Source organism: Aggregatibacter sp. Marseille-P9115 (genome assembly GCF_920939465.1).
Classification (GTDB): Bacteria; Pseudomonadota; Gammaproteobacteria; order Enterobacterales; family Pasteurellaceae; genus Aggregatibacter; species Aggregatibacter segnis_B.
The window spans coordinates 601,754-621,345 of the sequence record NZ_OV100759.1 but is presented as its reverse complement, the minus strand read 5'-3'; the positions used below and the strand labels follow the sequence as shown (position 1 = coordinate 621,345).

16 protein-coding genes, 1 tRNA gene and 2 rRNA genes are annotated in these 19,592 nt (G+C 42.3%); 18 read left to right on the top strand and 1 reads right to left on the bottom strand.

Going from position 1 to position 19,592, the window contains the following annotated elements; translation table 11 throughout:
• The first annotated feature begins 27 nt into the window (after positions 1-27).
• The 9 genes from LQ983_RS02790 to LQ983_RS02750 all read left to right on the top strand — a co-directional run bounded on the left by LQ983_RS02790 (position 28) and on the right by LQ983_RS02750 (position 8,116).
• Positions 28-103: transfer RNA gene (locus tag LQ983_RS02790), tRNA-Glu, on the top strand.
• 246 nt (positions 104-349) lie between these two features.
• Positions 350-3,246: ribosomal RNA gene (locus tag LQ983_RS02785) — 23S ribosomal RNA — on the top strand.
• Between the two features lie 145 nt (positions 3,247-3,391).
• Positions 3,392-3,507: ribosomal RNA gene (gene rrf / locus LQ983_RS02780) — 5S ribosomal RNA — on the top strand.
• 167 nt (positions 3,508-3,674) lie between these two features.
• Positions 3,675-4,259 carry a D-sedoheptulose 7-phosphate isomerase gene (gene lpcA, locus LQ983_RS02775; RefSeq protein WP_111305451.1) on the top strand — a complete coding sequence of 195 codons (585 nt, stop codon included), beginning with the start codon at positions 3,675-3,677 and terminating at the stop codon, positions 4,257-4,259.
• A gap of 140 nt (positions 4,260-4,399) precedes the next feature.
• Entirely contained in the window at positions 4,400-5,134 is a 735-nt protein-coding gene (artP, locus tag LQ983_RS02770; protein ID WP_230621555.1) for an arginine ABC transporter ATP-binding protein ArtP, read from the top strand.
• A 17-nt stretch (positions 5,135-5,151) separates the two neighbouring features.
• The gene (locus LQ983_RS02765; RefSeq protein WP_230621554.1) at positions 5,152-5,871 is read left to right on the top strand and encodes a lysine/arginine/ornithine ABC transporter substrate-binding protein; all 720 of its coding nucleotides are present in this window, start codon (positions 5,152-5,154) and stop codon (positions 5,869-5,871) included.
• Positions 5,872-5,875: 4 nt separating this feature from the next.
• Positions 5,876-6,538: an arginine ABC transporter permease ArtQ gene (gene artQ, locus LQ983_RS02760; protein ID WP_230621553.1), complete on the top strand. Its 663-nt coding sequence runs from the start codon at positions 5,876-5,878 to the stop codon at positions 6,536-6,538.
• Between the two features lie 2 nt (positions 6,539-6,540).
• Positions 6,541-7,221: an arginine ABC transporter permease ArtM gene (artM, locus tag LQ983_RS02755; protein WP_230621552.1), complete on the top strand. Its 681-nt coding sequence runs from the start codon at positions 6,541-6,543 to the stop codon at positions 7,219-7,221.
• A gap of 175 nt (positions 7,222-7,396) precedes the next feature.
• Entirely contained in the window at positions 7,397-8,116 is a 720-nt protein-coding gene (locus LQ983_RS02750; protein ID WP_111296660.1) for a lysine/arginine/ornithine ABC transporter substrate-binding protein, read from the top strand.
• A gap of 37 nt (positions 8,117-8,153) precedes the next feature.
• Here the strand turns inward: LQ983_RS02750 and LQ983_RS02745 are convergent, their stop codons facing one another.
• Entirely contained in the window at positions 8,154-8,387 is a 234-nt protein-coding gene (locus LQ983_RS02745; protein WP_109432786.1) for a zinc ribbon domain-containing protein, read from the bottom strand.
• A 282-nt stretch (positions 8,388-8,669) separates the two neighbouring features.
• Between LQ983_RS02745 and LQ983_RS02740 the strand changes: the two genes are divergently transcribed.
• The 9 genes from LQ983_RS02740 (at position 8,670) to murD (ending at position 19,579) form a co-directional block, all read left to right on the top strand.
• Positions 8,670-10,265: a carbon starvation protein A gene (locus tag LQ983_RS02740; protein WP_111296658.1), complete on the top strand. Its 1,596-nt coding sequence runs from the start codon at positions 8,670-8,672 to the stop codon at positions 10,263-10,265.
• A gap of 277 nt (positions 10,266-10,542) precedes the next feature.
• Entirely contained in the window at positions 10,543-11,001 is a 459-nt protein-coding gene (gene mraZ / locus LQ983_RS02735; protein WP_111296656.1) for a division/cell wall cluster transcriptional repressor MraZ, read from the top strand.
• A gap of 109 nt (positions 11,002-11,110) precedes the next feature.
• Positions 11,111-12,079 carry a 16S rRNA (cytosine(1402)-N(4))-methyltransferase RsmH gene (gene rsmH, locus LQ983_RS02730; RefSeq protein WP_230621551.1) on the top strand — a complete coding sequence of 323 codons (969 nt, stop codon included), beginning with the start codon at positions 11,111-11,113 and terminating at the stop codon, positions 12,077-12,079.
• The gene (ftsL, locus tag LQ983_RS02725; protein WP_006717295.1) at positions 12,079-12,396 is read left to right on the top strand and encodes a cell division protein FtsL; all 318 of its coding nucleotides are present in this window, start codon (positions 12,079-12,081) and stop codon (positions 12,394-12,396) included. The genes rsmH and ftsL overlap by 1 nt, the downstream gene beginning before the upstream one ends.
• A 17-nt stretch (positions 12,397-12,413) precedes the next feature.
• Positions 12,414-14,240 carry a peptidoglycan glycosyltransferase FtsI gene (gene ftsI, locus LQ983_RS02720; protein ID WP_111305460.1) on the top strand — a complete coding sequence of 609 codons (1,827 nt, stop codon included), beginning with the start codon at positions 12,414-12,416 and terminating at the stop codon, positions 14,238-14,240.
• A 61-nt stretch (positions 14,241-14,301) separates the two neighbouring features.
• Positions 14,302-15,768, top strand: a complete 1,467-nt coding sequence (murE, locus tag LQ983_RS02715) for a UDP-N-acetylmuramoyl-L-alanyl-D-glutamate--2,6-diaminopimelate ligase (protein WP_230621550.1) — start codon at positions 14,302-14,304, stop codon at positions 15,766-15,768.
• Positions 15,769-15,776: 8 nt separating this feature from the next.
• Complete coding sequence (gene murF, locus LQ983_RS02710) at positions 15,777-17,156, top strand: UDP-N-acetylmuramoyl-tripeptide--D-alanyl-D-alanine ligase (protein WP_230621549.1); 1,380 nt, start codon at positions 15,777-15,779, stop codon at positions 17,154-17,156.
• Positions 17,150-18,235, top strand: a complete 1,086-nt coding sequence (mraY, locus tag LQ983_RS02705; RefSeq protein WP_230621548.1) for a phospho-N-acetylmuramoyl-pentapeptide-transferase — start codon at positions 17,150-17,152, stop codon at positions 18,233-18,235. Before murF ends, mraY begins: the two co-directional genes overlap by 7 nt.
• A gap of 39 nt (positions 18,236-18,274) precedes the next feature.
• Positions 18,275-19,579, top strand: a complete 1,305-nt coding sequence (gene murD, locus LQ983_RS02700; protein WP_230621547.1) for a UDP-N-acetylmuramoyl-L-alanine--D-glutamate ligase — start codon at positions 18,275-18,277, stop codon at positions 19,577-19,579.
• Positions 19,580-19,592 lie beyond the last annotated feature (13 nt).

Below are 19,592 nucleotides of genomic sequence, written 5' to 3'. Positions count from 1 at the left end.
AAAGAGAAGAGAGCATCTTTATATGCTGTCCCCATCGTCTAGAGGCCTAGGACATCGCCCTTTCACGGCGGTAACCGGGGTTCGAATCCCCGTGGGGACGCCATTTAAAGATGATTTTTCATCTTATCTGTTCTTTAAAAATCTGGAAACAAGCTGAAAACGAGACTTTCAAGAAAGTCTGAGTGAGAGTGATTGATAAAAGGCAATGACTCTTAATAAATTAACTGTTACTGCTTAGCGACATTAAGTGTTTTTCGATTCAATCTTGTGATTTTAAGTGGATTTTAGATTTAAATTAACTTTTAAGTTTATGAAATTGAATTCATTATAAGAATACTTGAGGTTGTATGGTTAAGTGACAAAGCGTACAAGGTGGATGCCTTGGCAATCAGAGGCGAAGAAGGACGTGCTAATCTGCGAAAAGCTTGGATGAGTCGATAAGAGGCGTTTAATCCAAGATGTCCGAATGGGGAAACCCAGTGGGTGAAGAACCCACTATCATTATCTGAATCCATAGGATAATGAGGCGAACCGGGAGAACTGAAACATCTAAGTACCCCGAGGAAAAGAAATCAACCGAGATTTTGTGAGTAGCGGCGAGCGAAAGCGAAGGAGCCTGTTAGTGATAGCGGAAGTATTAGAGGAATTGGCTGGGAAGCCAAATCGTAGAGGGTGATAATCCCGTACTCGAAAATACTTTTGTGGTACTGAGCTAACGATAAGTAGGGCGGGACACGTGATATCCTGTTTGAAGATGGGGGGACCATCCTCCAAGGCTAAATACTCCTGATTGACCGATAGTGAACCAGTACTGTGAAGGAAAGGCGAAAAGAACCCCGGTGAGGGGAGTGAAATAGAACCTGAAACCTTGTACGTACAAGCAGTGGGAGCCCGTGAGGGTGACTGCGTACCTTTTGTATAATGGGTCAGCGACTTATATTTTGTAGCGAGGTTAACCGAATAGGGGAGCCGAAGGGAAACCGAGTCTTAACTGGGCGAATAGTTGCAAGGTATAGACCCGAAACCCGGTGATCTAGCCATGGGCAGGTTGAAGGTTGGGTAACACTAACTGGAGGACCGAACCGACTAATGTTGAAAAATTAGCGGATGACTTGTGGCTGGGGGTGAAAGGCCAATCAAACCGGGAGATAGCTGGTTCTCCCCGAAATCTATTTAGGTAGAGCCTTGAGCGGACACCTTCGGGGGTAGAGCACTGTTTCGGCTAGGGGGCCATCCCGGCTTACCAACCCGATGCAAACTACGAATACCGAAGAGTGATACTCAGGAGACACACGGCGGGTGCTAACGTCCGTCGTGGAGAGGGAAACAACCCAGACCGCCAGCTAAGGTCCCAAAGTCTATATTAAGTGGGAAACGAAGTGGGAAGGCTTAGACAGCTAGGATGTTGGCTTAGAAGCAGCCATCATTTAAAGAAAGCGTAATAGCTCACTAGTCGAGTCGGCCTGCGCGGAAGATGTAACGGGGCTCAAATATAGCACCGAAGCTGCGGCATCAGACGTAAGTCTGTTGGGTAGGGGAGCGTTGTGTAAGCGGATGAAGGTTCATCGAGAGGTGGGCTGGACGTATCACAAGTGCGAATGCTGACATAAGTAACGATAAAACGGGTGAAAAACCCGTTCGCCGGAAGACCAAGGGTTCCTGTCCAACGTTAATCGGGGCAGGGTGAGTCGGCCCCTAAGGCGAGGCTGAAAAGCGTAGTCGATGGGAAACGGGTTAATATTCCCGTACTTGGATAAACTGCGATGTGGGGACGGAGTAGGTTAGGTTAGCGACCTGTTGGATATGGTCGTTTAAGTTCGTAGGTGGGGAGTTTAGGCAAATCCGGACTTCCTTAACACTGAGAGATGATGACGAGGCTCTACGGAGCTGAAGTAACTGATACCACACTTCCAGGAAAAGCCACTAAGCTTCAGGTTTATCTAAACCGTACTGAAAACCGACACAGGTGGTCAGGTAGAGAATACTCAGGCGCTTGAGAGAACTCGGGTGAAGGAACTAGGCAAAATAGCACCGTAACTTCGGGAGAAGGTGCGCCGGCGTAGATTGTAAGGGTTTACCCCTGAAGGTTGAACCGGTCGAAGATACCAGCTGGCTGCAACTGTTTATTAAAAACACAGCACTCTGCAAACACGAAAGTGGACGTATAGGGTGTGATGCCTGCCCGGTGCTGGAAGGTTAATTGATGGTGTAATCGAAAGAGAAGCTCCTGATCGAAGCCCCAGTAAACGGCGGCCGTAACTATAACGGTCCTAAGGTAGCGAAATTCCTTGTCGGGTAAGTTCCGACCTGCACGAATGGCATAATGATGGCCAGGCTGTCTCCACCCGAGACTCAGTGAAATTGAAATCGCCGTGAAGATGCGGTGTACCCGCGGCTAGACGGAAAGACCCCGTGAACCTTTACTATAGCTTGACACTGAACATTGAATTTTGATGTGTAGGATAGGTGGGAGACTTTGAAGTAGTCACGCCAGTGATTATGGAGTCGTCCTTGAAATACCACCCTTTAACGTTTGATGTTCTAACGAAGATGACGAAACGTGGTCTCGGACAGTGTCTGGTGGGTAGTTTGACTGGGGCGGTCTCCTCCCAAAGAGTAACGGAGGAGCACGAAGGTTTGCTAATCACGGTCGGACATCGTGAGGTTAGTGCAATGGTATAAGCAAGCTTAACTGCGAGACAGACAAGTCGAGCAGGTACGAAAGTAGGTCATAGTGATCCGGTGGTTCTGTATGGAAGGGCCATCGCTCAACGGATAAAAGGTACTCCGGGGATAACAGGCTGATACCGCCCAAGAGTTCATATCGACGGCGGTGTTTGGCACCTCGATGTCGGCTCATCACATCCTGGGGCTGAAGTAGGTCCCAAGGGTATGGCTGTTCGCCATTTAAAGTGGTACGCGAGCTGGGTTTAGAACGTCGTGAGACAGTTCGGTCCCTATCTGCCGTGGGCGTTGGAGAATTGATTGGGGCTGCTCCTAGTACGAGAGGACCGGAGTGGACGCATCACTGGTGTTCCAGTTGTCTCGCCAGAGGCATTGCTGGGTAGCTACATGCGGAAGAGATAAGTGCTGAAAGCATCTAAGCACGAAACTTGCCAAGAGATGAGTTCTCCCTGTCTTTAAGACAGTAAGGGTTGTTTAAGACTAAGACGTAGATAGGTGCGGTGTGTAAGTGTAGTGATACATTGAGCTAACGCATACTAATTGCCCGAGAGGCTTAGCCATACAACGCTCAAGTGTTTTTGGGGAGACCTGGAGCATGGAGCGAAGTAGAGTAGCAGTTAATAGAAAGACGCAAAAGAGAGTTGAGAGAAGGCTTGTTTTTAGATTAAGAAGACGCGAATAAGATAAGATAGAAATCATAAAGAATATTGGCGGCGATAGTGCGGTGGGCCCACCTGACTCCATACCGAACTCAGAAGTGAAACGCCGTAATGCCGATGGTAGTGTGGGGTATCCCCATGTGAGAGTAGGTCACCGCCAAGCCTGATAGGAACCCCTGATGTGAGAGCGTCGGGGGGTTTTTGCTTTGGGGGCATAGGAAAGGAAAATAGAAAGCAAAGCGGAATATTTTAAATCAGAACCTAATTTACGTTGAGAGATCTTGTGTTTTTTCATACAATCTAGCGAATTTTACTTTAAAGGAGAAGCAGATGTACTTTGATAAAATTAAAGCTGAACTTACTGAAGCGGCAGATGTATTAAATAAATTTTTAGCTGACGAGAATAATATCAAATTAATCCAAAAAGCAGCATTATTGATTTCAGAGAGTTTTAAACAGGGTGGTAAAGTGCTCTCTTGTGGTAACGGAGGTTCTCATTGTGATGCGATGCATTTTGCTGAAGAATTAACGGGGCGTTATCGTGAAAATCGCCCCGGTTACCCGGCAATTGCTATTTCCGATGTTAGCCATTTAAGCTGCGTGAGTAATGATTTTGGCTATGATTATGTGTTTTCGCGTTATGTGGAAGCTGTAGGACAAAAAGGTGATGTTTTGTTCGGTTTGTCTACTTCAGGAAATTCCAAAAACGTGCTTAATGCTATTGAAGTAGCAAAAACGAAAGGAATGAAAGTCATTGCCATGACTGGTAAAGATGGCGGTAAAATGGCAGGAATTGCCGATGTGGAAATTCGAGTGCCTCATTTTGGTTATGCAGATCGCATTCAGGAAATTCACATTAAAGTTATTCATATTTTGATGATGTTAATTGAATTTGAAATGGCAAAAGTAAATTAATAAAGAGCGGTCGTTTTTTCATATGTTTTTTGAATCCCAAATTTTTTTGGGATTTTTTATATCCTAACATTGCATAATTATTCAAAAAATAATAATATATTTTCAATTCTATGATGATTGATACAGAGACGCAGTAAACAATGACAATTAGTGTTAAAAATTTAAATTTTTTTTATGGTTCAAGCCAGGCCTTATTTGATATTAACTTATCCGCTGATGATGGTGATGTGGTGGTATTACTAGGGCCTAGTGGTGCAGGCAAAAGTACGTTGATTCGAACATTAAATTTACTAGAAGTTCCACAATCGGGTAAATTGAGTATTGCCAATAATCAGTTTGATTTGTCTTCAGGGAATGATCTGAAACAACTTCGTCAGTTACGTCGTGATGTAGGCATGGTATTTCAGCAATATAATTTATGGCCGCATATGACCGTATTACAGAATCTTATTGAAGCACCGATGAAAATTCTTGGTGTAAGTGACCTAGAGGCTAAACAACAAGCATTGGAATTGCTGCAACGTTTACGTTTAGAGGAGTTTGCTGATAGATTTCCGTTGCATTTGTCTGGTGGTCAACAGCAGCGGGTGGCGATTGCACGCGCTTTAATGATGAAACCGCAAGTATTGTTATTTGACGAACCAACTGCTGCATTAGATCCGGAAATTACAGCTCAGATCGTTTCTATTATTGAAGAATTGCAACAAACCGGAATTACGCAAGTTATTGTTACTCATGAAGTAAATGTAGCGAAAAAAGTAGCAACTAAAGTGGTTTATATGGAACAGGGGCGTATCATCGAAATGGGCGATAAGACTTGTTTTGAGAACCCTCAGACGGAGAAGTTTAAACAATATTTATCACACAATATCTAATCTAGAAGGAGAATATTATGAAAAAATTATTATTAAGTGCAATTTTATTAGGCTCTGCAGTAGCGGCTCACGCGCAGGATTTAACTTTTGCCATGGAACCAAGTTACCCACCGTTTGAGACTACTAATGAAAAAGGTGAAATTATCGGTTTTGATGTGGATATTGCCAACGCTATCTGTAAAGAAATTCAAGCTACCTGCCATTTTAAAGGCGAGGCATTTGATTCTTTGATTACTAATTTAAGATCAAAACGTTTTGATGCTGTTATTTCTGCGATGGATATTACCGAGGCTCGTGGTAAACAAGTATTATTCTCTGACCCATACTACGACAGCACAGCCAGCTATGTTGCATTAAAAGGCAAAGCTACTTTAGAAAATGCGAAAAATGTTGGTGTACAAAATGGGACGACCTATCAGCAATATACAGTAGCGGAAACAAAACAATACAGCGTGAAATCCTATGCCAGCTTACAAGATGCGGTACTGGATCTAAAAAATGGACGTATTGATATTATCTTCGGTGATACAGCAGTGCTTGCGGATATGATTTCCAAAGAAGATAACGTTCAGTTTGTCGGCGATAAAGTGAATAACAAAAAATATTTCGGTAATGGTTTTGGTATTGCATTGAATAAATCTAACAAAGAATTAGCAGAAAGCTTCAATAAAGGTTTAGCGGCAATTAAAGCCAATGGCGAATATCAAAAAATCTACGATAAATGGATGACCAAATAATCCTATGTTTTCTGATTATTTTTCTTTAATGTTGACCGCGGCCCTGATGACCTTAGGGCTTGCGGTTTGTTCGTTAGTGTTAGGGCTTTTTTTAGGCATGCTATTTGCCATGCTGGAAGCTAATCGTTTTGTCGGTAAACCTACCGCGGTATTTGTTGCCTTATTGCGAGGCTTACCGGAAATTCTGGTCGTATTGCTGGTTTATTTTGGTTCTAGCGAATTGGTTGAATTGCTCACCGGCGAATACATTGAGTTCGGTGCATTCGGTTGTGGTGTATTCGCGCTGTCCTTAATTTTTGCAGCCTATGCTTCACAAACATTGCGTGGTGCTATTCAGGCGATTGCTAAAGGGCAGTGGGAGTCAGGAACCGCGTTGGGATTGAGTAAAGGCTACACTTTCCTTCGTATTATCATGCCACAAGTGTGGCGTCATGCATTGCCGGGGTTGAGCAATCAATGGTTGGTATTGTTGAAAGATACGGCGTTGATTTCCTTAATTGGTGTAGATGATCTGATGCGTCAAGCACAGCTGATTAATACGAATACACACCAACCTTTCACTTGGTATGGTATTGCCGCGTTGATTTATCTTTTAGTGACATTAGTGAGTCAAGTCGGTATTCGTAAATTAGAACTGCGTTTTACTCGTTTTGAAAGGGAAGTGTAATTATGTTTCAAGAATATTTAAGCGTGATTGCACAAGGTATTCCTACCAGCTTGCTATTAACTGTTGTGTCATTGTTGATTGCCTTTAGTCTGGCTTTGTTGTTTACCATACTACTTTCTATTGGTAATAAAGTGGTGAAAAGTGCGGTCAATTTATATCTTACTTTATTTACCGGCACGCCTTTATTGGTGCAGTTTTTCCTGATTTATGCAGGGCCGGGGCAGTTTCAATGGATTGTGGACAGCCCGTTATGGCTGCTGTTTTCGAATGCTTGGTTTTGTGCTGCGTTAGCATTGGCGTTAAATAGTGCGGCCTATTCTACCCAATTATTCCATGGCGCAGTGAAAGCAATTTCTAAAGGCCAATGGGAAAGTTGTGAAGCACTTGGGCTAAGCCGTTTGCAAACCTTGAAAATTTTACTTCCATATGCATTAAAACGCGCTTTACCTTCATACTCTAATGAGATCATTTTAGTGTTTAAAGGAACGGCCCTCGCTTCCACGATCACTATCATGGACATCATGGGCTATGCTCGTCAGCTTTATGGCACAGAATATGATGCGCTCACCATTTATGGCATTGCAGGTGGTATTTATCTCGTGATTACCGGTATTGCGACGTTGTTATTGCGTAAGCTGGAAAACCAAGTGCTTGCTTTTGAACGGTTGGATATGCGTAACTAGAATTAAGTGCGGTTATTTTTTCGAATGTTTTTAAATCCCAAATTTATTTGGGATTTTTTATATTTTAAGATTGCATAATTATGCAATAAAAGATAATATATTTTCATTGTTGAGTGAATCTTAATCAATGCAAGTCTAATTATCCATCATGTCAGCAACTTAGAGGAGTATTAAGATGAAAACATTACTACTTGGTAGCCTGCTAATGGGCGCAACAATGCTAACAAATGCACAAAATTTAATTTTTGGCACAGAACCAAGTTATCCGCCTTTTGAACTGACTAATGAAAAAGGTGATCTTGTTGGATTTGATATTGATATTGCGCAAGCTATTTGCAAAGAAATTCAAGTCACTTGTCAATTTAAAACGCAGCCTTTTGATGCATTAATTCCTAGTTTGAAAGCCAAACATTTTGATGCAGCAATGTCTGCCATCGATATTACAGAAGCGCGTACTAAGCAAGTGCTATTTACGGATTCTTATTATGATAATTCAGCCAGTTATGTTGCTTTGAAAGGGAAAATGGATTTAACTACGGCAAAAAATATTGGTGTACAGAACGGTTCAACGTTTCAGCAATATACTTTAGCTGAAACTAAACAATATGCTGTGAAAGCTTATGTGAATTTGCAGGATGCTATTTTGGATTTGAAGAATGGACGAATTGATATTGTATTGAGCGATACCGCATTATTGGCAGATATGATGAAAAAAGAACCAGAACTTCAGTTTGTTGGCGAGAAAGTAGTCAATCCAAAATATTTTGGTAATGGTACGGGGATTGCAGTTCATAAATCCAACAAAGCTTTACAGGAAAGCCTGAATAAAGGATTGTCCGCGATTAAAGCGAATGGTGAATATCAGAAAATTTATGATAAATGGATGGTAAAGTAATCATTAAGTGAAAAATGGGCAAGATGTTGCCCATTTTTTATGCGTTGTTTGTTATCCAACTTGCCACGATCAACACTAAAGCAAAAATTGCTGCCCAAACCAAGTGGAGTTTAACGCTCTTACGATTAATTTCCTCATTCTGTAAACGACGCTCTTCCAGTTTTTGTTTATAGGCTTCAAGATTCTCAGGTTTAAAGGAAAAACCACAGTTAGGGCAGTATTCTGCACTTTCGCTGATTTTTTTACGGCATTCCGGGCAACGGTGTAACATGACTTCTCCGGTGAGATCAATTTTCAAGAAAAACACAATGTAGCGATTTTTGTTTAAAACACAAGAAATTTATACCGCACTTTTTAGCTCAATTTAAAAATGTGATTAGAATCACATTTTACAAAGATATTCTGAGTCGACAGATTACCCTTTATTTACTTCATTGTAACAGAAGCCTAAAATAGCGCGGCTTTACTCATATAGGAGTAAATAGTTAAACATTAACCCGAGCACGTTATGTTTTATTTGTAAATCTAACTGTTCTTTCCATAGGATTTTCATATGTTGTGGTTCTTCTTCTGTGTTCTGGTGTTGATTTTAGGTTATGCGATTTATGGCAGAATTATTGAAAAAATCTTTGTCATTAACCCTAAACGTCAAACACCGGCTTATCAAGTCAATGATGGCGTCGACTATATGCCGATGTCTAAAACGAAAATTTGGCTAATCCAATTATTAAACATTGCAGGTACCGGTCCGATTTTTGGTCCGATTCTTGGTGCGTTATACGGACCCGTTGCTATGTTGTGGATCGTTGTTGGTTGTATTTTTGCCGGTGCGGTACATGACTATTTCTGCGGTATGTTAAGTATTCGTCATGGTGGGGCAACCATGCCTTACTTAGCAGGTAAATTCTTAGGTCGTCCAGTAAAAGTCTTTATCAACGTTTTAGCGCTTGTTCTTCTTTTATTAGTTGGCGTTGTCTTCGTTGCAAGCCCTGCGCAATTAATGGGTACGATCACCATGGACATCATGGGCGCATCTCAAGGTGCATTGCAATTAGGTGATGCCGAAGCGGTTCATAAGGCTGTTGAAGCCGGTGGTTTAACCGTATGGGGAATGGATAAAGCAACTGTAGTTTCCGTATGGACTGCGATTATTTTTGCTTACTATATTCTTGCAACTTTGTTACCAATTGACAAAATTATCGGCCGTATTTACCCACTCTTTGGTGCGTTATTACTCTTTATGTCTGTAGGTATGGTGTATGGTTTAGTATCCGCGCATTTCAGTGCGGTAGATCCTATCGAATTCTTCCGTACGATTGATGCAGATGGTCAAGGTTTAACCTTAGATAAATTCACACAAAACTTCCAAGTGAAAGGTGATGTACCAATTTGGCCATTATTGTTCTTAACCATTTCTTGCGGTGCATTATCGGGTTTCCACGCAACACAAACTCCGTTAATGGCGCGTTGTGCTGAAAATGAAAAAGAAGGTCGTTTCATTTTCTACGGTGCGATGATTACTGAAGGTATTATTGCATTAGTATGGTGCATGGTGGGTCTTGCATTCTATGAGAACCCGCAAGCGTTACAAGATGCGATTGCCGCAGGTTCACCATCTAAAGTAGTATATGACAGCTCATTACACTTCTTAGGTTTCGTTGGTGGTATCTTTGCAGTATTGGGTGTCGTTGTACTTCCAATTACTTCTGGGGATACGGCATTCCGTGCAGCACGTTTACAATTAGCGGAAATTTTCAAAATTGATCAACGTTCATTGACAAAACGTTTGTTCATTGCAGTGCCATTGTTCGTATTAGGTTATTTTGTTTCAACCATCGACTTCAGCGTGTTATGGCGTTACTTCACTTGGGCAAACCAAATGACTGCAATGGTGATGTTATGGACGGCGGCAGCTTATTTATACCGCTATCATAAATTCCACTGGGTGGCATCTATCCCTGCATGGTTTATTACCACTGTCTGTGCAACCTATTTGTATTACAACAAAATCGGTTTCGGTTTAGACTATCAATTGTCAGTTTACCTAGGCTTTGCGACAACGATTGTTTGTGTCGTGTTGTTCTTCGCATTGGTTAAACGCTCCAATGAAGCAGACCCGGAATCTTTAGTTGATAGCCTTGCGAAATAGCAAAAATATTGACCGCACTTTTAGCGGTAAAGACTAAAATAAAATACCCTGTTGATGAAGATTAACAGGGTATTTTTTATCCGATGATTCCTTCATATCTAAATGCACATTGAACTTAAAAATAGATAAAACTTTCCTGATGCATCTCATTAAATTGCTTGCAACTTATACACACAAATAATAAAATTAATCAAAAGTGGTAAAAAGTGTTTTTTTGTGGGAAATTTTGGGCTGAACTCCCGAATTGAAATAAACAGAACAACCAAGGTGAGAAAAAATGTTTCGTGGTGCGGCAACGATTAATTTGGATGTAAAGGGAAGAATTTCTATTCCTACCCGTTATCGTGCCGAGCTTTTGGAACAGAACCAGGGGCAAATGGTTTGTACCGTAGATATTCGTCAACCTTGTTTATTGCTTTATCCGTTAAAGGAATGGGAAATTATTGAGCAAAAATTGCTCGGGCTTTCTAATTTTGATCCATTACAACGTACCTTACAACGAGTGATACTGGGTTATGCCACGGAATGTGAATTGGACAGTGCTGGACGAATTTTAATTAGTGGTCCTTTACGCCAGCACGCTAAATTAGAAAAATCCATCATGCTTGTTGGACAATTAAATAAATTTGAAATTTGGAGCGAGGCCGAGTGGCAGGCTCAAATTGAAAAAGACATGGCATTGGGTGCAACAGATAGCTTTGCATTATCAGAAGAATTAAAAACGCTGTCATTATAAGAGTAAAACTCACCGAACAGCGGCACTAGCAAAAGATAAGCGGCAATTATGCCGCTCTATCTTATCTTTAAATTATATTTTTATTTTTACATATTGCCGGTAATAATTTATGAGTCATTTAAATGCGTTTTCATCAGCTGAACATGCGACGGTTTTGTTACATGAAACCGTTGAAGGCTTGGCTTTAAAAGAAAACGGCATTTATATTGACGGTACGTTTGGTCGCGGGGGGCATTCCAGATTAATCCTTTCTAAGTTATCGGCTAACGGTAGATTAATTGCCATTGACCGAGACCCTAAAGCCGTCGCTGAGGCTCAAAAAATTCAAGATTCACGATTTCATATCGAACACAGCGCATTTTCAGATATTTTACCTATTTGTGAGAAGTTAAATTTAGTCGGTAAGATTGACGGCATTTTGCTTGATCTTGGTGTGTCATCTCCGCAATTGGATGATGCTGAGCGCGGTTTTAGTTTTATGAAAGATGGTCCATTAGATATGCGAATGGATGATAGTAAAGGCATGTCCGCAGCAGAGTGGCTGCAGCACGTTTCCGAACAAGATTTAGCGTGGGTTTTAAAAACGTTTGGTGAAGAGCGTTTTGCAAAGAAAATTGCCTCGGCCATCGTGAATTACAATAAAAGTGCGGTGCAAAATGGCGGTGAATGTTTAACGCGCACATTACAACTCGCTGAATTAATTGCACAGACTGTGCCATTTAAAGATAAACATAAACATCCTGCTACACGAAGCTTTCAGGCGATCCGTATTTTTATTAATTCAGAGTTAGATGAGCTGGAAAAAGTCTTGCAGTCCGCATTGACGGTGTTAGCCCCAGGCGGGCGTTTATCAATTATCAGTTTCCATTCATTAGAAGATCGCATGGTGAAGCATTTTATGCGTAAGCAAAGCCAAGGCGAGGATATTCCGAAAGGTTTACCATTGCGTGAAGACCAAATTCAACGTAATCAAACCTTAAAAGTGATTGGCAAAGCGATTATGCCAAGTGATGAGGAAATTGCCCAAAACCCAAGAGCACGTAGTGCCGTCTTAAGAATTGCGGAGAGATTAAGCTAATGTTAGAAAATAACGATAGATTCCCTTTGCGAAACATTATTCTTGAAGATTTATTTACGTCAAATAAATTGGTGTTGATTTTATTACTGGCGATTACGCTAAGTGCATTAGGAACGGTTTGGCTTACTCATCAAACGCGTGGATTAGTGGCAGAGAAAGGTGATTTGGTTTTACAACATCAAGCGCTTGAAAATGAATATCTTAATTTAAGATTAGAAGAGGCAACCCTCAGCGATAATACACGCATAGAAGCTATTGCCAAGCAATTCGGCATGCAACGAGCAACCCCAGAACAAGAAGTTGTTATTCTTGAATAAACGCGGAAATCACAAATATGGTTAAATTTAATAAATCAATTAAGCCGATACAAGCGAAAAAGAATAACCCTAAACCATCGGCACAAAATACTTCTTCGGTAAAACCGAATAAGCCTAAAATGGTTTATGAGAGAAGTTTCTTAAAAGGGCGTTATTTGTGGGCGTTAACCAGTGTTTTCTTGGGATTAATGGCATTGGTTGCTCAAGCGGCTTATATGCAAATTATCAATGCTGACTCTTTGATGGGGGAGGCGGATAAACGTTCTCTACGCACACAAGAAATTCAATTTGTTCGTGGTTCTATTCTAGATCGTAATGGCCAACTGTTATCGGTGAGTGTGCCGATGTATTCTGTGGTAGCGGATCCAAAATTTATTTTTGATGAAAATTCGTTAAAAGACAAAGAACGTTGGCAAAAATTGGCGGAAGCGTTAGGGATTTCTTATAGCAATTTGGTTAAGCGCGTTGAAAAAGATCCGAAATCCCGTTTTGTCTATTTATCTCGTCAAATTTCACCAACGCTTGCACAGTATGTTAAAGAGTTAAAAATTACCGGCATTATTCTAAAAATGGAAGCGCGCCGCTTTTATCCTCGCGTGGAAGAAACAGCCCATTTGATTGGTTATACCAATATTGATGGCGCAGGTATTGAGGGCATTGAAAAAAGCTTTGATTCCATGTTAGTGGGTAAATCCGGTTCCATGACATATCGTAAAGATAGATTCGGTAACATTGTCGAAAATATTTCTGATGTGAAGAAATATGATGCGCAAGACGTGACCTTGAGCATTGATGAAAAATTACAATCCATGGTTTACCGTGAAATTAAGAAAGCAGTTACTGAGAATAAAGCGGAATCCGGCACGGCCGTATTGGTGGATGTGCGTACCGGTGAAGTATTGGCAATGGCGAATGCCCCTTCTTATAACCCAAATAATCGAGTGGGAGTAAAATCCGAGTTAATGCGTAATCGCGCGATTACCGATACCTTTGAGCCGGGTTCTACTGTAAAACCGTTTGTGGTTTTGACCGCACTTCAACGTGGGGCAGTACGTCGTGATGAAATTATCAATACCGGCCCGTTAATCTTGAACGGCCATGAAGTAAAAGACGTGGCACCACGTGATCAGTTAAGTTTAGATGGCATTTTAGAAAACTCCAGTAACCGCGGTGTGAGCCGTTTAGCGTTACGTATGCCGCCGAGTGCTTTAATGGAAACCTATCAAAATGCCGGTTTAGGCAAACCGACAGATTTAGGTTTGATTGGCGAACAATCTGGTTTATTGAATGCCAATCGTGCTCGTTGGTCTGATATTGAGCGTGCTAACGTAGCCTATGGTTATGGTTTGAATGCAACGCCATTACAAATTGCTCGTGCTTATGTCACTTTAGGTAGCTTTGGTATTTATCGCCCGCTTTCTATTACTAAAGTGGATCCACCGGTCGTGGGACAACGTGTGTTCTCTGAAAAAATCACGCGTGAAGTCGTCAACATGATGGAAAAAGTTGCGATTAAAAATGGTCGTGCGATGGTCGAAGGATATCGTGTTGGTATTAAAACCGGTACGGCGAAGAAATTGGAAAATGGTCGCTATGTAGATAAATATGTGGCTTATACCGCAGGTATCGCACCAATTACTGACCCACGTTATGCTTTGGTGGTGCTGATTAATGATCCGAAAGCAGGGCAGTACTATGGTGGTGCAATTTCCGCACCGGTATTTTCCAGCATCATGAGCTATGCGTTGCGTAGTAACAATGTACCACCGGATGGCGTTGAAACGGATAAAACAACAAAACGCACTGTTCGTTTGAGTAGCAAAAAATCAAGTGAAGTCAATTAAATTAGACATAAAGTGCGGTGCGTAAATGAAGCGTTTTTCACTCATTTATTGAGAAAAAATTATGTATCGATTAACTTCTCTTCTCGGGATTCACATACCAGAAAATGTGAATCTCACCGAAATGACATTAGACAGTCGAACTGCAAAGGCCGGCTGTCTTTTTGTTGCAATTAAAGGACATCAAACCGACGGTCGTCAATATATTCCGCAAGCGTTGCAAAATGGCGCAAGTGCGGTCATTTTTGAGGCTGATTCTGAGGCGCAACATCTTCAGGTGCGCTACGAACAACAGGTTCCGCTCATTGCATTTTACCGTTTAAGCGAACATTTATCGCATCTTGCGGATGTGTTTTATGGAGAGCCTTCCAAGCGTTTAACCTTGGTTGGGGTTACCGGCACCAACGGCAAAACAACAACTGCGCAATTATTGGCACAGTGGACACAGATTCTAGGGCATACCAGCGCCGTGATGGGCACCATCGGTAATGGATTATTCGGCCAAGTCAAAGAAGCAACGAATACCACAGGTTCTGCAGTGGAAATCCAAGCATCACTGGCGGAGTTTGTGGCTCAAGGTGCAGATTTTGCGGCGATTGAAGTGTCATCTCACGGTTTGGTACAACATCGTGTAGAGGCCGTACATTTCAGTGCGGCGGTATTCACAAATTTAAGCCGTGATCATCTTGATTACCATCACACGATGGAAAATTATGCCGCAGCAAAAAAACGTTTATTCAGCGAATTGGATAGCCGCCATCATATCATTGATGCGGATGATCCCGTTGGTGCAGCATGGTTAAGTGAGATGCCGGAGGCGGTTGCAGTAAGTACCAACGCAGACTTTGCTCCACGACAAGCCAAATGGTTGAAGGCAGTAAACGTCACCTTTAATCACAAAGGCGCCAGTATTCAATTTGAATCCTCTTGGGGCAATGGTGAATTACAAAGCGCACTTATCGGTGCATTCAACGTCAGTAATTTATTGTTGGTCATGGCAACCTTGTTGGCGCTTGGCTATGACTTAGCCGAACTCATTCGTAGTGCACATAAATTAACCGGGGTTTGTGGTCGGATGGAAGTGCTGCACGCTCCGCATAAACCGACCGTTATTGTGGATTACGCCCATACACCGGACGCGTTGGAAAAAGCGTTACAGGCAGCACGGTTACATTGTCAGGGTAAGCTTTGGTGTATTTTCGGCTGTGGTGGTGATCGCGATAGTGGTAAACGTCCACTTATGGCGAAAATTGCCGAACAGTTGGCAGATAAGGTCATTGCTACGGATGATAATCCCCGTACAGAAGATCATACGCAAATTATGGCGGATATTTTAAAAGGGTTTATTCATCCGCAAGCCGTGCAAGTGATACACCAACGTGAAGAGGCCATTGCCACTGCGATTCAAAGTGCGGTGGAAAATGACGTTATTTTAATTGCCGGCAAAGGGCATGAAGACTATCAAATTATTGGCAAAACGAAGCATCATTTTTCCGATCAGGAAGTTGCCCGTCATTATTTATCTCAGTAACGAAAAATATGATTACATTATCTCTCTCTCAAATTGCTTCCATTTTAGAGGCACAACTTATCGGTGATGGCGACGTGACTGTCGAAAACGTGAGTACGGACAGCCGTAAAGCCGTCAACAATGGGTTGTTTTTTGCGTTGAAAGGCGAAAATTTTGATGCACATGACTATGTTATGAAAGCGGCTGAGCAAGGTTGTGTCGCCGCCGTGGTTGAACATCCGACAGAGGGCAATATTGCCCAATTAATTGTGAAAGACAGCCGTCTTGCCCTAGGACAGCTTGCCAAATGGTTGCGTGAAAAAATCAATCCGAAAGTGGTGGCGGTGACGGGGTCTTCGGGCAAAACCACGGTAAAAGAAATGACGGCCTCTATCTTGCAACAAAGTGCGGTGGATTTTGACGACGTTTTATTTACCCAAGGCAATTTTAATAACGACATCGGTGTTCCGCTAACGTTATTACGTTTAACCGAAAAACATAAATTTGCAGTGATTGAACTTGGCGCCAATCATATTGGTGAAATTGCCTATACCACCGCCTTGGCTCAGCCTGATGTGGCGTTAGTCAATAATGTCATGGCAGCACATTTAGAGGGTTTTGGTTCTCTTGACGGTGTTGCAACAGCGAAAGGCGAAATTTTCCGCGGGTTAACTCATCATGGCGTTGCCATCATTAACCAAGCGCATAACTATCAACAAAAATGGCAAAAAGAGATTGGGCAGCATGCCGTTCAATATTTTGCCTATGACAATCCACAAGCTGATTTTTACGCGGATGCTATTCACTTCTCCGAACAAGGGGCGTCTTTTGTATTGCACACGCCACAAGGCAATGTGCAGATTGATTCACCGTATTTAGGCGAACATAACGTATCTAATGCCTTAGCTGCGACAGCGTTGGCAATGAATGTGGGCGCAACGTTAGCGCAGGTAAAAAAAGGGTTAGAAATGCCCTCCTTGGTGAAAGGGCGTTTATTCCCGATTCACCCTTGCGACAATCTTTTATTACTAGACGACACCTATAACGCCAATGTAGGTTCCATGAAATCAGCGATTTCCGTGTTGCAAAAATATCCGGCTTTTCGCGTCTTTGTTGTTGGTGATATGGGCGAATTAGGCGATAATACACCGCTTTGTCATCAAGAAGTGGGCGAGTTTGCTCAGGCGGCAAAATTGGATTTAGTGATTTCTTTTGGACGTTCTAGTTCCGCCATAAGTGCGGTCAATTTTGGGCGCCATTTTACTGATAAAACAGAACTTGTCGCTTATTTAACACCAATTATTAAACAACAATTAACACAACAAAAAGTCGTTGTTTTGGTGAAGGGATCACGCAGTATGAAAATGGAAGACGTGATCGATTTATTAAAGGGTAATTTTTTATGTTAGTTTGGATTGCTGAGTTTCTCACCAAATACAATTCTGATTTCCATGTGATTTCCTATATTACCGTGCGTGCTATTTTAGCGTTGCTCACGGCACTTTTATTGTCCTTATGGATTGGACCGAAAGTCATTCGTCGTTTACAACTATTGAAGTTTGGCCAAGTCGTACGCAATGACGGTCCTGAAAGTCACTTCGCCAAAAAAGGTACGCCGACGATGGGCGGTGTCATGATTCTTTTCGCCATCGGTGTGAGTACATTATTATGGGCGGATTTAACTAATCCATATGTTTGGTTTAGCTTGTTCGTTTTATTCGGCTACGGCGCTGTCGGCTTCGTGGACGATTACCGCAAGATTACGCGTAAAAGCACAGACGGTTTAATTGCCCGCTGGAAATATTTTTGGCTTTCCGTTATTGCCTTAGTGGCAATTTTCGGTATGTATGCGATCGGTAAAGACACCGATGCCACTCGCTTGGTTGTGCCATTCTTTAAGGGATTTATGCCGCAACTGGGCATTTTTTATATTGTATTGGCTTACTTTGTTATTGTCGGCTCCAGTAATGCTGTGAATTTAACGGATGGGTTAGATGGTCTAGCGATTGTACCGACCGTGATGGTGGCCGGCGCATTTGCATTGGTGGCATGGGCGACAGGTAACATCAATTTTGCGGAATACTTGCACATTCCATACCTGAAATTCAGCGCGGAACTGACTGTGTTCTGTACGGCCATTGTTGGTGCCGGCCTCGGTTTCTTATGGTTTAACACTTACCCGGCACAAGTGTTTATGGGCGATGTCGGCTCATTAGCGTTGGGCGGCGCGTTAGGTGTGATTGCCGTATTGGTGCGCCAAGAATTTTTATTACTGATCATGGGCGGCGTGTTTGTCATGGAAACGCTGTCCGTGATTTTACAAGTGGGTTCCTACAAATTGCGTAACAAACAACGCATTTTCCTGATGGCGCCGATTCATCATCATTTCGAGAAAAAAGGCTGGCCGGAGCCACGTGTTATTGTGCGTTTCTGGATCATTTCCTTAATGCTGGTATTAATTGGTTTAGTGACCTTAAAACTACGTTAATCCCCCCAAAAAGAGCGGTTATTTTTGAGAGAGAATTTCATGCAATATCAAGATAAAAAAGTCACAGTTATCGGACTTGGTAAAACAGGGTTATCCTGTGTTGATTTTCTGCGCGCTAAACATGCGGATGTTCGTGTCATTGATACGCGTAACGCACCGGCAGGGGCAGATCAACTTGATAAAGCCATTCCTCTGCACATCGGTAGTTTAAATCAGCAATGGCTCTTAGAAAGCGATTTGATCGTAATTAGCCCGGGTCTTGCGGTAAAAACACCTGAAATTCAGACCGCACTTCAAGCCGGTGTCGAAGTCATCGGCGATATCGAATTATTTTGTCGAGAAGCGGATAAACCGATTGTGGCAATTACCGGTTCTAATGGGAAAAGTACTGTGACCACATTGGTTGCAGAAATGGCAAAAGCCGCCGGATTAAGCGTTGGCATGGGCGGTAATATCGGCATTCCTGCGCTTTCTCTCTTAAATCAATCGCATGATATTTACGTTTTGGAGCTTTCCAGCTTCCAGTTAGAAACCACCTATGCGCTAAAAACCGTGGCGGCAACAGTGTTGAACGTCACTGAAGATCATATGAATCGTTACGTGGATTTACAGGATTATCGCCATGCGAAATTAAAAATCTACGACAATTGCCAAACGGCAGTGGTTAACGGAGAAGACCCGCTCACCTTGCCAACCACCCAACACCCGGAAAAACAAGTGAGTTTCGCTGAACATCATGCGGATTATTGGCTGAAAAATGAAAACCGAAAAACCTATTTAATGGCGCGTGGTGAGGTGATTTTAGCTTGTGATGAAATGAAATTAACCGGTCGCCATAATTACATGAATGCTTTGGCCGCGATTGCCTTGGCACAAGCAGCCGGCATTAATTTGCTGGGAATTCAGACCGCACTTCGCGAATTCGGTGGCTTGGAACATCGTTTCCAAGTGGCACATATGGCGAACGGTGTGCATTGGATCAATGATTCAAAAGCAACCAATGTCGGTAGTACGGTTGCTGCATTAACCGGTTTACAGGTCGCCGGGAAACTCTATTTATTACTCGGTGGCGATGGCAAAGGCGCAGATTTTTCTGAATTGGCGACATTAATTAATCAACCGCATATTTTTTGTTATTGCTTTGGGCAGGATGGTAAACAGTTAGCTGCACTTTCGTCACAAAGTCAATTATTCGACACCATGGAACAGGCCATTGCAGCAATTCGTCCGCAGTTACAAGAGGGAGATATGGTGTTGTTATCCCCGGCCTGTGCAAGCTTGGACCAATTCCCTTGTTTTGAAGCTCGTGGCGATGAGTTCACGCGTTTGGCTCGTTTAAGTTAAAGACGGATTTTAT

Bases quoted from the DNA above. Each gene is read 5' to 3' on its own strand.
- ftsI (WP_111305460.1), top strand. From the start codon at position 12,414: ATGGTTAAATTTAATAAATCAATTAAGCCGATACAAGCGAAAAAGAAT.
- artQ (WP_230621553.1), top strand. From the start codon at position 5,876: ATGTTTTCTGATTATTTTTCTTTAATGTTGACCGCGGCCCTGATGACC.
- LQ983_RS02765 (WP_230621554.1), top strand. From the start codon at position 5,152: ATGAAAAAATTATTATTAAGTGCAATTTTATTAGGCTCTGCAGTAGCG.
- lpcA (WP_111305451.1), top strand. From the start codon at position 3,675: ATGTACTTTGATAAAATTAAAGCTGAACTTACTGAAGCGGCAGATGTA.
- mraY (WP_230621548.1), top strand. From the start codon at position 17,150: ATGTTAGTTTGGATTGCTGAGTTTCTCACCAAATACAATTCTGATTTC.
- LQ983_RS02740 (WP_111296658.1), top strand. From the start codon at position 8,670: ATGTTGTGGTTCTTCTTCTGTGTTCTGGTGTTGATTTTAGGTTATGCG.
- murF (WP_230621549.1), top strand. From the start codon at position 15,777: ATGATTACATTATCTCTCTCTCAAATTGCTTCCATTTTAGAGGCACAA.
- LQ983_RS02750 (WP_111296660.1), top strand. From the start codon at position 7,397: ATGAAAACATTACTACTTGGTAGCCTGCTAATGGGCGCAACAATGCTA.
- artP (WP_230621555.1), top strand. From the start codon at position 4,400: ATGACAATTAGTGTTAAAAATTTAAATTTTTTTTATGGTTCAAGCCAG.
- murE (WP_230621550.1), top strand. From the start codon at position 14,302: ATGTATCGATTAACTTCTCTTCTCGGGATTCACATACCAGAAAATGTG.
- ftsL (WP_006717295.1), top strand. From the start codon at position 12,079: ATGTTAGAAAATAACGATAGATTCCCTTTGCGAAACATTATTCTTGAA.
- murD (WP_230621547.1), top strand. From the start codon at position 18,275: ATGCAATATCAAGATAAAAAAGTCACAGTTATCGGACTTGGTAAAACA.
- artM (WP_230621552.1), top strand. From the start codon at position 6,541: ATGTTTCAAGAATATTTAAGCGTGATTGCACAAGGTATTCCTACCAGC.
- rsmH (WP_230621551.1), top strand. From the start codon at position 11,111: ATGAGTCATTTAAATGCGTTTTCATCAGCTGAACATGCGACGGTTTTG.
- mraZ (WP_111296656.1), top strand. From the start codon at position 10,543: ATGTTTCGTGGTGCGGCAACGATTAATTTGGATGTAAAGGGAAGAATT.
- LQ983_RS02745 (WP_109432786.1), bottom strand. From the start codon at position 8,387: ATGTTACACCGTTGCCCGGAATGCCGTAAAAAAATCAGCGAAAGTGCA.